At 60.3% G+C, this 14,947-nt stretch carries 8 protein-coding genes; 2 read left to right on the top strand and 6 right to left on the bottom strand.

From position 1 onward, the window contains the following. The first annotated feature begins 22 nt into the window (after positions 1-22). Both AEQ63_RS23475 and AEQ63_RS23470 read left to right on the top strand, forming a co-directional pair. A complete protein-coding gene (locus AEQ63_RS23475; protein ID WP_064365104.1) occupies positions 23-4,111 on the top strand; it encodes a neuraminidase-like domain-containing protein in 4,089 nt (1,362 codons plus the stop codon). After that, entirely contained in the window at positions 4,104-8,144 is a 4,041-nt protein-coding gene (locus AEQ63_RS23470; RefSeq protein WP_064365041.1) for a hypothetical protein, read from the top strand. The genes AEQ63_RS23475 and AEQ63_RS23470 overlap by 8 nt, the downstream gene beginning before the upstream one ends. Here AEQ63_RS23470 and AEQ63_RS23465 read toward each other — a convergent pair whose 3' ends face one another. From AEQ63_RS23465 to AEQ63_RS23440, 6 genes are read right to left on the bottom strand one after another with little or no spacing between them, the layout of a single operon-like run. After that, a complete protein-coding gene (locus AEQ63_RS23465) occupies positions 8,145-9,476 on the bottom strand; it encodes a DUF58 domain-containing protein (protein ID WP_064365039.1) in 1,332 nt (443 codons plus the stop codon). After that, on the bottom strand, positions 9,473-10,474 hold the full coding sequence (locus tag AEQ63_RS23460) for an AAA family ATPase (protein WP_042607313.1): 1,002 nt from the start codon (positions 10,472-10,474) through the stop codon (positions 9,473-9,475). The genes AEQ63_RS23465 and AEQ63_RS23460 overlap by 4 nt, the downstream gene beginning before the upstream one ends. Then, positions 10,471-11,634, bottom strand: coding sequence for a DUF4350 domain-containing protein (locus AEQ63_RS23455; protein WP_064365037.1), 1,164 nt, complete (start codon positions 11,632-11,634; stop codon positions 10,471-10,473). Before AEQ63_RS23455 ends, AEQ63_RS23460 begins: the two co-directional genes overlap by 4 nt. Beyond that, positions 11,631-13,169: a hypothetical protein gene (locus AEQ63_RS23450; protein ID WP_064365035.1), complete on the bottom strand. Its 1,539-nt coding sequence runs from the start codon at positions 13,167-13,169 to the stop codon at positions 11,631-11,633. The genes AEQ63_RS23455 and AEQ63_RS23450 overlap by 4 nt, the downstream gene beginning before the upstream one ends. Beyond that, positions 13,156-14,133: a stage II sporulation protein M gene (locus AEQ63_RS23445; RefSeq protein ID WP_064365103.1), complete on the bottom strand. Its 978-nt coding sequence runs from the start codon at positions 14,131-14,133 to the stop codon at positions 13,156-13,158. Before AEQ63_RS23445 ends, AEQ63_RS23450 begins: the two co-directional genes overlap by 14 nt. After that, complete coding sequence (locus AEQ63_RS23440; RefSeq protein ID WP_064365034.1) at positions 14,130-14,846, bottom strand: RDD family protein; 717 nt, start codon at positions 14,844-14,846, stop codon at positions 14,130-14,132. The genes AEQ63_RS23445 and AEQ63_RS23440 overlap by 4 nt, the downstream gene beginning before the upstream one ends. Positions 14,847-14,947 lie beyond the last annotated feature (101 nt).

Genomic DNA, 14,947 nt, shown 5'->3' with positions numbered 1-14,947 from the left:
GCCCCGCCAGAAGGTGAAGATCATGAGCCAAAGCATCATCAACGATTTGCTCGAACAACGTCGTACTGCTCTGACGGAGTATTGCCTGGGCCACTTCGGCGAGAGCGATGGCCGGTTCAGCATCATAAAGAACGCTGACCATCTGAATGAATTGTTGCGTCTGGACTCGCTCGACACGCAAAAAGTGCCCAGTGCACTGGGTGCCGAGGCAATCAGCTGCGCGCAGAAATTCATCAATGCTGCCTACCGCAAGCTTGAGCCGGGGTATTCGAAGACAGAGTTCCCTGAAGAGGATCTGAAACGCTGGGAGCTGTACAGAAACTATTCGGACTGGTCGGCGTTGATGTTGCTCCTCATTTACCCGGAAAACTACATGACGCCGTTCGCGCGGTCTCGCATGACTCGTTTGTTCCTGACGTTGATGACCGATCTGAACCAGACACGGTTAAGCACCGATTCGGTACTGATCGCTTTGCGTGCCTATCTGAAGTCTTTTGAAGAAATCTGCAACCTGGAAGTCATCAGTGCTTTTCTGCATGGCACCACGGCCGTGGATGGGCGCTATTTCCTTGTCGGCCGAGAACGGGTGGCGCCTTACCGATACTTTTGGCGCGAAGCGCAGATTGAACTGACGCCGACCTGTACCAACGTCAATCCGGCGGCGTGGTACGAGTGGGACATGATCGATGTCGGGGTGACCGGAACCGTGCTGGATGTGCGCCCGGTGTTCTGGAACGGCAGGCCGTGTCTGGTCTGGGCCGAGCTTTCAGACAAACTCGGGGAGAAAGACAAGGATGGCTATGTTCCCTACAAGGTGAGCATCAACATAGCCTTCAGATCGCAGAACGGAGAGTGGTCGCCGGCAACAAATCTGCAAAGCATTGGAGATCTCGACACGCCTCCGCCAGCCGATAGCCGCTTGATTGCCACGATCCGTGTTACCGAAAGTCATCCCAATGGCTTTCTCGGCGTTTTGTTTTTCAAAGGTGATGAAGCGCAGACGCCGGTAATGCGCGATGTGTTGTTTCGGCCACTCCCTGCGTATGAGGGCGGCTGGCTGGAAAAACTCGCGCAACGTTTCGACAGTGTGCTCACTGTCCAGCATTCGCTGACTGAACAGATGCGGCCAAAAATGGTTACGACGATCCCGACGTCCGGGACGCTGACTGACTTCTACGAACTGGATGCGTTTGTGCTGACTCACTCCACGGGAGACATCCTGGCCGTCAGGGGCATTTGCAGGCCAAATGGCACCGGGGGCGTGGCAACCGTGGGTTTCGACTTGACGCTGACCAGCGAACCCTCGGGCGGGGATCCGAAGGAAACCAGTGGAACGTATTCGACAGACGGTGGATGGGCCACCGACTGGCTTACCTACACGCGTGGTTCAGGCGGCTTCATCAGCCCCATCACCTTCACTTTCGGCGCGACTACTGCCTCTGCAACCTATGGCCGGAAACAGTTCGTGCTGACAATGACCGGCATCGTGGGTTTCGATCCCGCGGTACTGGAAAAGAATCGGCATGACGCGGCGCAGTTTCTGGCCTTCAACAAGCCTGGAACCCTGGCACGGGTACGCCTTAATTCGCTGTTCGGTCCGCGGCTGGTCGGGCTCGCCAATATTTCTGTAGATGCGGTGTACGCCTGGGAGGCGCAGTTTTTCGATGAGCCGACCTCGGAAGCCGGGCCGGTCAATGAGCCCAACGGTGCCTTCAATAGTGCCAATGGCCTGTACTTCTGGGAGTTCTACTACCATGTGATTCATCTGGTGGGTATCCGCTTTCGCGACGAAAATCGTTATCGCGAGGCTGAAGCCTGGTGGCGCAGGGTGTTCGATCCGCAAGCGACCGCGCAGGTTTCCAATCCCCCGCAGCCAAGCGACAAGCCGGACTACTGGCGCTGCCGGCCCTTGGTGAGTCCCGGCAATGCCGGCTCTGAGTGTCTGGTAGAAGATGATCCGTACGCCATCAGTTATGCGGCGCCACAGCATTTTCAGATCCTGACCTTCATGGAGTTCGTCAAGAATCTGGTCGAGGAGGGGGACTGGTATTACCGCCAGCAGACGCGGGACAGTCTGGTGCTGGCCAAGGAGTGTTATCAGCAGGCGCAGGACTTGATGGGCGACCCGCCTACGGCGCGCTCGGTGGCCGATTGGCAGACGCAGACGCTCGGAGCGCTGATTGACCAGAGCGGCGCGCGTCCAACGCTGGAAGCGTTCGAGAGAACGCATGTGTATTCCCTTGCCGACGTACCGCCCGCGGCTGATTTCGCACCGGCGATGGGGCTGCTGGCGACACCACCGTTCAAACTGCCGACCAATGATCGCTTGTTGGCGCTGATCCAACTGCCTCGGCAGCGCCTCTACAACTTGCGCCATTGGTTGACCATTGATGGCAAACCGCTCGAATTGCCGCTGTATGAACCGCCGGGTGATCCTGCGCAACTGTTACCTGATCTGGCGGCAGGAAACAACGCCGGGCCACGGCGAATGGGGGGGCGGCCAGTCCTGAACGGCTACGGCTGGCGAGTCACCAGCGAATTTGCCCTGCGGTCTGCACAGGAGCTGCAAAACCTCGGCAGTGAACTGCTGCGCTTCATGGAACAGCGCGACACAGCGCAACAGATTGAGTTGCAACAAAGGCATTTGCTGGAACAAGCCGAATGGACGAAAACCATTCAGGAAAAATCCCTCGCTCAGATGGACGTGACGCTGACGGCCTTGCGCCAAAGTCACGCCGCCGTCAAGCAACGCGCCGATGAGTACGCCGCGTGGTTTGACGAAAACGTCACGGCAGAGGAATACAAGGTCATGGATGACCTTCACGCTGCCAAGGAACTCAATCAGGGCTCGGTCGCGGTTCAGTCTGCGGCGGGGGGGATTTCGGTCATTCCCAAAGTTTTTGGTATGGCCAACGGCAATGCCTTTCCAGAAGGTGTTTTGCATGCCATCGCACAGGGCTTGCAGATTGCCTCACTGGGCAAGCAGGCCGACGCGGAAAAAAGAGCGGTGACTGAAGGCTATCGTCTGCGTCGCCGCGAGTGGGGTTTGCAACGCAACCTGGCACTCGCCGAACTGCAGGCGCTGGATGAGCAGATCAATGCGCAAGTGATTGCTGTGGATGCGGCCCGGGCCAGTCTGCAATTGGTCTTGCAAACCAATCTTCAATCCATGGCCGTGTACGACTTTCTGCAAAAACGCACCACCCACAGTCAGCTTTACGATTGGCTGCTGGCACAACTCAAGGCGTTGTACTACCAGGCTTATGACGCAACTTACAGTCTGTGCGTCAGTGCTCAGGCATCGCGCATTGCACAAACCGGTGATTACGATTCACCGTCGATTTTGGCCCAGGCATGGTCCGATAAACATCACGGTTTGTTGGCTGGCCAGCAGTTGGCGGGCTTTCTGATGCGCGAGCAGCGCGATCACCTGCAAAGCTTCGAGCGACGTATCGAGCGGGTCAAGACCGTTTCCTTGCGACAGCTTTTCGCTGATACCGTCGAGCCGCAGCCCGACGCCCCCGACTGGGCGACGGCGCTTGGAAACCTGCAGACTCACGGACGCCTCGCTTTTTGCGTGAGTGAGTTGAACTTCAATCGCGACCATCCCGGTGAATACTGCCGGTTGATCCGCTCGGTTGAATTTGACTGCCCGGCATTGCTCGGACCCTACGAAAACCTCAGGGCCACGCTGACCCAGACTGGCAGTCGTACCGTCGTCCGGCCAGTGCCACAGGCGGTGGAATATCTGCATAACCCCGAGAGCAAGGCAGCACCTGCCGATGTGGTGTTCAACACGCGCTCGGGGCAGCAAATCGGCATTTCCCAAGGCGTTGCCGATGATGGGCGCGTCATGGAAGACCAGGATACGGGGCTGCTTCGCGCCTTTGAGTGCTCGGGGGCCGTTTCCTGTTGGGAAATCCATTTTCCGTGGTGGGGCGAGCCGGCTCAATCTGCCGTGCTTGCATCCATTACCGACCTCATTATCACTATCCGCTATTCGGCCAGGCCCGGTGAGCCGACCTTCGTACTGGCAGTGGAAAACCTGGTGACAGAAGCCAAAGCGGATGCTTTGCAGCGCAATGCCGAACGGAGCCGTCATCATGCGTAACCCAGGGATTCAAGCCGAGCGCAATCTGATCCTCAACGGCGACTTCTCTCAGAGCCTGCGAGAGTGGAAAAGAGGGCCGGTCAACCCGGCTTATGTCGTGACCAAGGCCGAGCAATTGGAAAGTGGTGAGCGCCTGAATATCCTGTCCGCTCTCGACGGGTCTTCCGCGTATCAGGAAATTACCTTATTCAAAAGTGCCAGCAACGACGTCAGGTATGTCATCAGCTTTCTTTGTGAAATGGACCACGATGAGGAGGGGCTGCTGGAGCTCAGTGTGGCCGGGCTGCCCGATACGCAGAAAATTCCCCTGCGCGTGGGCGCACTTCGCGACCGCAATGCCGACCTCCAGCGCCAGCGCGATGGTCTGCCTCGGCTGTTCCGGCCACACACGTATGAAGTGGATGTGACACTGCCGCTGTTGGATACACAGCTTCTGAAAGTCCACGCCATCAGTCCGCTCAACAAAGAGGGCGACTACTTCTCCTCGTTGCGTATCACCCGGATCAACCTGCAGTTGCATTTGCCGGCCGCGCATGTGTTGACGTTGCAACTGGACGCAGAACAATTGCCACTGGCGCGCGTCTTGCCTCTTTGTCTGGGCGCGCTGGGTTCGACTGCGCACCGCTTCAAGTGCATCCATGCGCAGGATGATGCCTGGCAGGGTACTCGGGCGTCCTTGAACATCAGGAACAACCCACAGGGCGCAATTGTCGCCGATCCGGACTGGGGCAGGGATAAACCGCTGGATGATAACTGGAGTCTCGTTTGCCCGGAACTTGACGGCGACCCTCCCTATCTTTTCACTCTGCAGTTAGCGAACGAGTTCAACTCCCCCGTGCTGGATATTCCGGTCTCACTGGGTGACCACCGCCTCAAGTTCATTCAACTGAAAGAGGCGGCGCATTACGTGGTAATGGAGTATGGCCAATCCATCAGGGTTGGCGTCTGCGTCGGTTCGTATTACACCGACAAGGCGCTGGAGGGCATGACAGTCACCTGGACGGTAGACGGCACGGACGTAAAAACCACAACGCCGACCGATCGTGAGGGCTGGGCCTGGTTTGAACAACAACCGAGCGCGGCCGGCGATGTGCAGATCCAAGCGTCGGTCGAAAGTCTCTACTACGCCAGCGGCGCAGTGAGTCACGTCTTTGAAGTCAAGGTGCTGGCGACCGACCCGTTGCAAGAGATCCGCACGATCATTGGAGAGGGAGGCGAGCGGCCGTGGGATCAGAAAGGCTATCCCAATCGCGGAACGACCTATCGTTTGCAAATCCGCTTCCCCGAGGAACTGTGGGACACAGACGTGACGTTGCGCTGGAGCGGCGACCCTGCCGAGAAGCTGGGAGTTACTGTCACGCCACCGCTTGAAACAGCCGCTCGTATAGGTTCGGGTGGACTGCTTGAGTATCGATTTGATAACGAGGACAGAGACGATGGCCAGTTTTCTCTGCGGTTGACCTCTGCGCATCTGTTGGAAAGTTCGCCTGCCAAACCCATGTTGCTGGCGCGCAATGTCGTTGAACCTGGTGAGGTGCGAGGGCCTGACAGGATTTGTGTGGTGGATGAAAACGACAGCGCACGAATGTGGGTGCAGGTGCTGCACAAGACGGCATCGGGAACCGGTGGCCCGGTCGAGGGAGCACTGGTGTTCTGGACGGAGCCGGATGGGAGCGTGACGAAGACCCTGACAGGCACCGGTGGCTGGGCCAGTCATAGCCATCAGCCTGGCGCTGCGGGAGACCATCGTGTGACTGCCACCATCAAGGCTCATGAAGATGCCGAGCCGAGCGAGATGGAATTCGTCGTGAAGGCGATCGCGACCAATGTCTGGAAGGCGCATGTGAAGGTCACTCTGGATGACGAAGCAGTGGATCTGCAAACCATCGGCCTGGTGTGCCGGCATGGACAGACCCATGTGCTGAAGGTCACCCCTGTTGAGGGCAGCCCATGGGTCGACAACAAACGCATCAGTCTGGATTGGCGAGAGGGCGATCCGCTGATCGGTCTGAACCCGGCTGACCCGGGCATTTTTTTCCCGCTGGGGGCTGATGGATTGACATGGAACCTGTCCTCCAGCGCCGCCGAAAGCCTGAGCAGACCCTTTGAGTTGCGTCTGCGCGCTGATGCTGTTGCAGATGATCGCGAGTTGTGCGGGCGATTCGTCAATGCAGACCTGACTCGGGAGCTTGGCGTCAGGCTGGACCGCGTAACGGCAGCACTCGATGGGCAGACGCTATATCCCTGCCTCGGTGCGGATCATCAGTTCACCGTCTGGCTCAATGAGCTGAGCCCGCTGGTGGGCCTGTCAACAGCGCTGGAGTGGTCGGGAACGCCTGCCGAAGAATTGAACGCGGGCGTGCGTCCGCCCCTGGCGCAATCTCAACCGCTGGGTGCAGAGGGTGCTTTCTGGCAACTCGACTTCAGCAGCAGCACAAGAGCAGGTGACTTTGCGCTCGCTGTGAACCTGCCTCAATTGGCATTCCTCGCCCCCGTCACACCCATGGATCTGGGACATAACGCCTTGAGTTTCAATTCCATACTGGAATCACCGGTGGATCCGGTCGTGGATCTTGATCGGGCCTGGACGTGGGCTAATGTGGTATCACGATTTACCGGGGAGGCAGTTGCCGATGTGCCGGTCACATGGTACTCAGGCGCAGACCCCGTAGTGGTCAATACGGACAGCAGTGGTAACTCCGGCTTCGCCGTGCTTCCCGTGAGCACTGACATGCATACGGTGCAGGCGACTTTGCTCAGTCTCTTCGACAATACCTCGGAGCAGAGAAACGCCACCTTCAAAACATTGGCAGAAGATCTCTGGCCGCGAGTCAAGGTCAGTTTCGATGGTCAGACCAGTCAGGTCTGGGGTGTCACCACCGGATTCCCGCGTCGCAACGGTCGGCACAGTATCGTGGCGTTTTTCCCGGAAGAATTTAACGGGCAGACCGTACGTATGGGGCACACCGGCACGGCGCCCGCGGTACTGGGCAATAGCTATGAGCCAGAGCTGGGCATGGCGCAGGTCGTCACGAATGGAATGGCGAGGTTCGGGTTGCGCGCGGGAGATTTCACGGACGGCAGTTTTGCCTTGCGGCTTTCCGCCGAACGGCTGGCACGGCTTTCGCCGGCCAATGCGATGTCGCAGGGTTCAGGTTCGCGGGTCGTAGAGTTTGCCGAACATACCGTTGCGGACAGAGTACTTGATTGGGGAGAGACTCTTGAGTGGCAAGTCAGATTGCAGTCATCGATCAGCGGCAAAGCGATGCCAGGCATAACGGTAAAATGGCTCGGGGCCGGGATCAATGAATTGATGAGTGTCTCGGACTTTTACGGAATGGCGAAAATAGGCTTTATCCCTGCCTGCCCTGGATTGAACGAGTTGACTGCGACCGTGGGAGCAGGCGCTAGCGCACGCTCCATCCATTATCGATTCACGCTCAATGCGCCGCTTGAAATCAACGAACTGGTCCTTATCCAGTCCGCTGGCTATCCGGGTGAACCGGTAGAGCTTCAAGCCAGCGTCGTGTCAGCACTCGATGGTCAGCCGCAGAGTGACGTTGAGGTCATGTGGAATTACGCGGATGAATTCTTGCCTTCAACCCGTACCAACGCTCAAGGGCACGCAAAGCTTCGCTTGTCGCTGGGTGTTCCGGGGGAGGGGCATGTGTGGGCGGCGGTGAAGGGGGGCGTGGCTGGATGGGATATGAAATCGCTGCCACTGATTGTCACTGAGCGTCCAGCTGTTGTGGCGTCTGTTGTTGCGACGCCGAATCCTGCCTATGTGGGCGCCTATGTATCGATGACTGCATTGGTCGTGGACAACACATCGTCAGAACCGCTGCCTCAAAGAAAAATTCGGGTCCGCGTCAACGGCAAGCCTTTCATTGATTCCATTACAGACAGCAAGGGTGAATTCAAGACTGGCTGGAAAGTGATGTCCGCGTCGGAAATCGTTTCCCTTGAGGTTGAAGTGGAAAATGCTGACGGCACCTCCGAAAGTGGATCGGTGTATGTGCCGATTCTGGAGTGATCAAAGCGCCCCACTACTTTTCCAGCTCAGATACTGCGTCACCAGCTCGGCGCCGAACGCTGCGGGCCGAACATCCATCACGGCAACGCCATGAGCACTCAAGCGCTCATGGCGTTCTGCACGCTCATTCAGGTAGTTCACCGTGCCGCAATAAGCCAACGCCTCTGGCAGCGTTTGCACCGGTGACTGGCGTAATGTATCCAGCGCTTCTTCGCGCAGACTGGCGACCATTACCCGATGATGTGCGCTCAGACGCCTGATCGCGCTCAGCAGCTCCTCATCGTCTTCATCGCGCAGGTTGGTCACCATGACCACCAGTGCCCGGCGCTTCTGGCGCGTCAGCAGTTGGTTGACGGCGGCCTGATAATCAGCCGGACGTTGCGTGCTGTCGAGGTCGTAAACCGCGTTGAGCAGCACGTTCAGTTGCCCGCTGCCTTTGACTGGCACGACATGGCGCGTTTGATCATCGGCAAACGTGCTCAATCCCACCGCATCGCCCTGACGCAACGCCACATAACTGAGCAAGAGGCAGGCATTGAGCGCGTGGTCGAAGTGCGACAGTTCATCGTCCTGGCTGCGCATGCGTCGGCCGCAATCGAGGAGAAAGATGATTTGCTGGTCGCGCTCGTCCTGATACTCGCGGGCAATCGGTGTGCGCTGGCGGGCAGTGGCTTTCCAGTCGATCTGGCGCAGGCTGTCGCCCTCACGAAATTCGCGCAACTGATGGAACTCCTGACCCTGACCGCGACGTTGCCGCTGGCGTACGCCAAGCTGGCTGAGCCAGTTGTCGACGGCGCGTAACTCTGCGCCGTAGAGCCGGGCGAAATCGGGATAGACGCGGGTCTGATCGGCGACCTCGATCAGGCGTTTTCCCGACCATAATCCGAACGGGCTCGGCAGGTTGACTTCGCACTGTTCAAAGCGGAAATGCCCGCGTTTGGCCGGGCGCAGACGGTAGCGGATCTGGCTCGAATGGCCGGGTTGAAGCTCGACGGCCCATGGCAGATGTTCAAACGCGAGGCCGTCGGGAACGTGGTCGAAAAGATCGACGTTCAGCGCCTCGGCGAAGTCATGTGTAATGTCCAGTTGCACCTCTGCCCAGCGCCCCAGTGCCAGGCTGCCGGGCATCTGCCGCTTGATGCGTAGCGAGGGCAGGCGTTTGAGGCGCAGTGCGTCAATAACTGCCAACGCCAACAGAGCCAGGAGCAAACCCCAGTTGATCGCAATCAGGCTCGACGGGAGCTCCCTGCCGAGTGCCTGAAAGACGCCGAGCACAAGGCTGACGACCAGCAGCAGGGCGAGCCAGCCCAGCAGCAGCCGAGAGGGTTTCACAGGCGCGGCGCCGGCACTTGATCGAGCAATTGCGCGAGCACCTGATCGACCTGCAGACCTTCGATATCCAGTTCCGGCGCGATGCGCACGCGATGGCGCAGCACGGCAAGCGCGCAACCCTTGATGTCATCGGGAATCACGAATTCGCCGCCGCGCAACAGCGCCCGGGCGCGGGCGCAACGCACCAGGGCGATCGAGGCGCGCGGCCCGGCACCAAGGGTCAACCCCGGCCAGGTTCGCGTACTGCGCGCCAGGCGCACGGCGTAATCGAGAACCTGATCGTCCAGCGGCAAATCACTGGCAATCCGTTGCAGGGCTTGCACATCCTTGGCCTGCAACACGGTGCGCAGTGGTTGCACGTCGAGCATGTCGGCGCGGGTCGAACGACACACCTGACGGACCATGTTCAGTTCCTGATCGGCATCGGGGTAATCCATGCGCACCTTGAGCATGAACCGGTCGAGTTCGGCTTCCGGCAGCGGATAGGTGCCTTCCTGTTCGATCGGGTTCTGCGTGGCCAGGACCATGAACGGTTGCGCGATGGGCAGGGCGCGACCTTCAAGTGTCACCTGGCGTTCCTGCATGGCTTCGAGCAAGGCCGCCTGGGTTTTCGCCGGGGCGCGATTGATCTCATCGGCCAGCAGCAGGTTGGTGAACAACGGGCCTTTGCGCAGCTTGAACTGCTCGGTCTGCAAGTCATACACGGCATGGCCGGTGACGTCGCTGGGCATCAGGTCGGGGGTGAATTGAATGCGCGCAAACTCGCCGCCGAAGCAACGCGCCAGCGCCCGCACCAGCAAGGTCTTGCCCAGACCGGGGACGCCTTCGAGCAGCACATGGCCGCCGGCAATCAGTGCGGTCAGGACATCGTCGACCACCGCCTCCTGGCCGATCAGCGCCTTGTTCAATTCGTTGCGCACCGCTTGCGCCAACTGGCTGGCACGCTGGCGTTGCTGGGCGGCGTGAGTCGCGCTGCCGGGCTCGATCTGTTCAGTCATAACGCGTTCCTCAAGGTTTGCAGATGAGCGACCTGACGGCTGAAATCGGCGCTGGACAAGCGCTGCTTCGGTCGTGGGCTCAGGGCCTGGCTGATGGCGCGGGTGGGTTGCCGGGTCAGGCGCGATAACGCCAGCCATTGTTCGGCCACATTCAATTGATCGAAACCGGGATGGCGGCGACGGGCACGGCGCAGGATGTCTTGCTGCAGCGCTTGCAACAGCGCTTGCTGGCCGTTGTGGCGCAGCAGGAAATCGGCGCTGGCGCGCAGATGCTCCAGCAGTTGCCGGCGACCCGCTGGCGCCGGCATTTGCACCGGCCCGTGGCGCACACTCGCCTGCCACAACCACAGACCGATCAAGGCGAGCAGGGCGACGATAGCCTGCGGGAAGTAGCGCCAGAGCAACGTCCACAGACCATCGTGGGCGGTGCTGTAAATCAGCGTGACGTCGGTGTCCGCGCTCAGGTACCAGAGCAGCCAGGCGTTGTCGTATTGGCCGATGGCCGGGGTTTTCCACAGCTCGGCATCGGTGACCACGGTGACCGTGCCGAGGCCGTATACCCGTTGCATCATGTGCGTGGCTTTGGCGCTGTTGGCCCAGGCCTGGGCTACGTTGTTCGGGTCATCGAGGTGGAAGTCGGTGTCGAAACCGGCGTAGGCCGGCGCGTCTTCGTCTTCCAGATACAGCTTGGTCAGTTTCGGGAAGCGATCCTTTTCCACTTCTGCCGGAGGATCTTTCAAGTCTTTGCTCAGCGATTGGTGCAGTTGCACGCGGTCGAGCAGCAGATCGTTGCTTTGCCGGGTTTGCGCATCCCACAGCGACTCGGCGACAAACACCAGACGCCCGCCGGCGCGAGTCCAGTTCAGCACCTGATCGACTTCACGCGGCGTCATCCGCGCGCGTTCACCGAACAACAGCAAGGTGTGGTTGTGCGGATCGATCTGCGGCAGCACCGCCAGGGTGTCGGCGTGATTGACCGCGAGGCCGCGCTCGCGCAGGAACATTTCTGCGGCCAGATACGGGTTGGCTTGCGCGGTGGGCGAGGGGCCGTGATCGATAACTTCCTGATACGGCCGGGCTTTGAGAAACAGAAAAAGGCTCAAGCCGCCGAGCAGCAAAAGCGCCAGCGCACCGATCGACCAGCCGATGCGCCGGTTCAATGCGCAGCACCTTTGGCAAACAATGCACGCCAGCCGTTGCACAGCTCCGCTTGCAAATGTGCCGGTGGAACCCGGTGCCCGTAGGCCATGTTCTGCCAGTGGCCGGTAAGGTTGCGGCTGTAGGCGAGCAGGTCGGGACGTTGCAATTGCTCGATGCGTTCGAGGATCTGGCTCTCGGTGTCGGCGGCTTTCAGCGTCAGGTCGAAATCGTGCAGCAGATGGCTGAGCAGCCCGCGATAGAGCAGGCCCAGCGCGGCGCGAGGTTCGCTGAGCCACAATTGTTCGGCGCTGGCGGCGATGTCGTCAGGCAAGGTTTCACGGTTCAGATCGAGGCCGAAAACTTGCGGTGGTGCCGGTGGTTTGCTGCGCGATGGCAGGTTCGGGCGACGACTGACAAAGGTCCGGAAGAATTCGCGATACCGCCAGACCAGCCAGCCCAGCGCGGCGATCAACGCACCCCACAACAGCACTTCAATGACATTGGCCACGGCATTCAGGCGTTGCCCGTCGAGCCAGCCGAGCAGGGTCTTCAGCCACTGCGGCGCCTCACCCGGCTGCGCGTCTTTCGCCGGGCTCGCCGGATCCTCGCCAAAGCGGTAACGGGTGACGCTTTCCTTGTTCTTGAACGGCGGCTGTTCAAGCAATGACTGGATGCTGTCGCGCGAGGCCTGACTGGTCAGCGGTTGATTGAGCAGTCGTGGCGCGTCCGGCGTATCAGCCGCCCACACCGGTTGCAGGTTCGGCAGTAGCAGACACGCGGCCAGCAACACGCCGAGCACGCTGTTGTTCAGGCGCTGGCGCAAGCGACGGAAGACCAGCTCGATATCCCAGGCTTCCAGTTGCGTGCGGCGGTTCAGGTACAGGCTGAAACCGCAGGCAACATAGACGGGTTCCCAGACCACCAGGATCAGCGCATAAAACGCGTTGGTCAGGTGTTCCAGCCAACGCCAGTCCTGATCGGCCGCGAGCAGCAGCGACTGCCAGTCCCAATCGGTTTCGATCTGCTGCGGCAGCAACATGTAGAACAGCAGCATCACGCCGATCCACAGTGCGGTTTCCAGATGCACGCCGATGATCGTCAACCATTGCGCGGCGCCGCCGTTGCGTTGCAGCAGCACCTGCAGGCGTTGTTGTCTGGCCTCGCCGTCGAGGCCTTCGAGTTGCGTCACCGGCAGCACAAAGCTGCGACTCAGGCTCAGCCGGCGCCAGGTCAGACTGGCCAGCAGTTGCGGCCTGAGCAGGCGCGGCCATTCACGCAAGGCCTGTTTGAGCGTCGGCGTCTCGCCGAACAGCGCTTTGGAGAGGATGTACAGCGGCAGGCGTTCATATGCCGGTTTCAGCCACCAGAACACAAACACCGCCAGCGATGGTGAATCCCACAGCAGCACGCTGAGCAGGGCGAACAGCGGCAGGGTGACGAGCGCCCAACTGGTCATCAACAACCGCCGATGCTGCTGGCTCAGCAACACGCCCAGGTCCATGGCTTCCCAGGTCGTGCGCGGGCGGATCACCACACTGGCGTCACTCAGGCGCATGGCGAGTCCTTCCGGCCAACAGCAGATAAACCGCAACGGCCAGCCACAGCGCGGCGCCGACGGTGTATTTGGTCAGCGGTGCGACACTGGTCTTCGACGACCAGTAAGCCTCGATGAAGGCTGCAATCAGCAAGAACAGCATGACCCCGCATACCAGCAGCACGCTTTTTTGCGCGGCCAGGCGCAGTGCCTCGCCGCGGGTCAGGCGTCCCGGTGCGATCAGCGCCCAGCCCAGCTTCAGGCCCGCGGCACCGGCGAGGGCAATGGCGGTCAGTTCGAATGCGCCGTGGCCGATCACGAAGGACCAGAAGGTCTGGCCGAAGCCGATTTCGCTGAGATGTCCGGCCACCGCACCGATGATCATGCCGTTGTAGAGCAGGAAAAAACCGCTGCCCACGCCCATCAGCAAACCGCTGGCGAAGGTCTGGAAGGCGATGCCGATGTTGTGCATCACGTAATAGCCGAACATCACCCAGTCTTCACTCGCTGCGCGTTCCGCCGAGCGTCCGAGGTGGCCGGCGACGGGGTCGTACATGCCTTGCATCTGGCGCACCTGTTCGGCGGGGATCAGGTTGTAGATCAGCTGCGGAAACAGATAAACCAGCACTGCGAAACCGATCAGACTGCCAAAGAACAGCAGGCTGGCAACCGCAACGAAGCGCCACTCTTCGCGCACCAGTCGCGGAAAGTCGGCGAGGATGAAACTGATGATTTGCGCGCCGAGGCGACTGCGATGCCGATACAGCTGTTGATGGCCGCGCAACACCTGCTGCTGCAATGAATCGATCAGAAAACTGCTGTAGCCGCGCTCCTGGGCCAGAGCCAGATGCTGGCAGAGACGTCGATAGGCTTTGGGAAAAGCGCTCACCTGCGCGGTGTCCTTGCCATGTTCGAGGCGTTCCAGCGCCAGGGCGAAGCGCTCCCATTCGGCTTTGTGGCGGGTTTCGAACAGGCTCTGCTTCATGGGGTCGGCCCCAGCAGTCCGCGTGCGATGCCATTGAGTTCGGACACGGCCCTGGGCGCGGAAATATGCAGCGGCTGCGCCAGCAATGCCGCCAGCTCATTGACTCGCGCCGGCGACAGCTCGGCCTGACGCTCGGCGAAACCGAGTACCGCGCGTTGCTCGCTGAGCGTGAGAGCGACGGGGCAGCGGCGAGGTTCGGCCTCAGGCAATTGCGGGCGACTGAGCGGGCGTTCGCTGTAGACCACCAGTGTGCCGGCGGCAATGTCGCCGAGGCGTTTGAAGGGCGGGTGTTGCAGGCAACTGATCGCACCGAGGCAATAGCCGAAGGGCAGCAGGTCGACAACACGCAGCAGGTTGCGCAGCAGTGAGGCCGACCAGCCGATCGGCGTGCCGTCGTCATGGACGACGCGCAAACCCAGCCATTGCTTGCCCGGCGAGCGGCCTTGGCGCAGCACCTCGAACAGCACCATGTACCACCAGCTGATGGCAAACAGCAGCAGTGAACCGAGGCCCATGCCGAGCTTGCCGAGAAATGCCAGTGCGATAAACAGCACGCCCAGAATCAAGCCGCGAATGCCCAGATCGATGGCAAACGCCACGGCGCGCACCATCAGCCCGGCGGGGCGTAAAGGCAGGTCGATGCCTTCCGGCGTTTCGACCTGATGCCGCGTATCCAGCGGTGCTTTCCTTGGCGGTGCTGTGGGTTCGAGCATGGGCTACCTGATGTTCGCCTGTTCGGGATGCAAGTGCGGCTGATGCTAGCAGTCTCTCGGGTGTGGGAGCGAGCCTGCTCGCGAATGCGGTGGATCAGTCA

It is taken from the genome of Pseudomonas sp. RIT-PI-o (assembly GCF_001297215.1).
Classification (GTDB): Bacteria; Pseudomonadota; Gammaproteobacteria; order Pseudomonadales; family Pseudomonadaceae; genus Aquipseudomonas; species Aquipseudomonas moraviensis_A.
Note: the sequence above shows the minus strand (reverse complement) of the source record. Positions and strands in the feature narration are given on the sequence as shown.

Coding starts and splice junctions, on each gene's coding strand:
- AEQ63_RS23440 (WP_064365034.1), bottom strand. CDS start 14,846: ATGCTCGAACCCACAGCACCGCCAAGGAAAGCACCGCTGGATACGCGG.
- AEQ63_RS23475 (WP_064365104.1), top strand. CDS start 23: ATGAGCCAAAGCATCATCAACGATTTGCTCGAACAACGTCGTACTGCT.
- AEQ63_RS23460 (WP_042607313.1), bottom strand. CDS start 10,474: ATGACTGAACAGATCGAGCCCGGCAGCGCGACTCACGCCGCCCAGCAA.
- AEQ63_RS23450 (WP_064365035.1), bottom strand. CDS start 13,169: ATGCGCCTGAGTGACGCCAGTGTGGTGATCCGCCCGCGCACGACCTGG.
- AEQ63_RS23445 (WP_064365103.1), bottom strand. CDS start 14,133: ATGAAGCAGAGCCTGTTCGAAACCCGCCACAAAGCCGAATGGGAGCGC.
- AEQ63_RS23470 (WP_064365041.1), top strand. CDS start 4,104: ATGCGTAACCCAGGGATTCAAGCCGAGCGCAATCTGATCCTCAACGGC.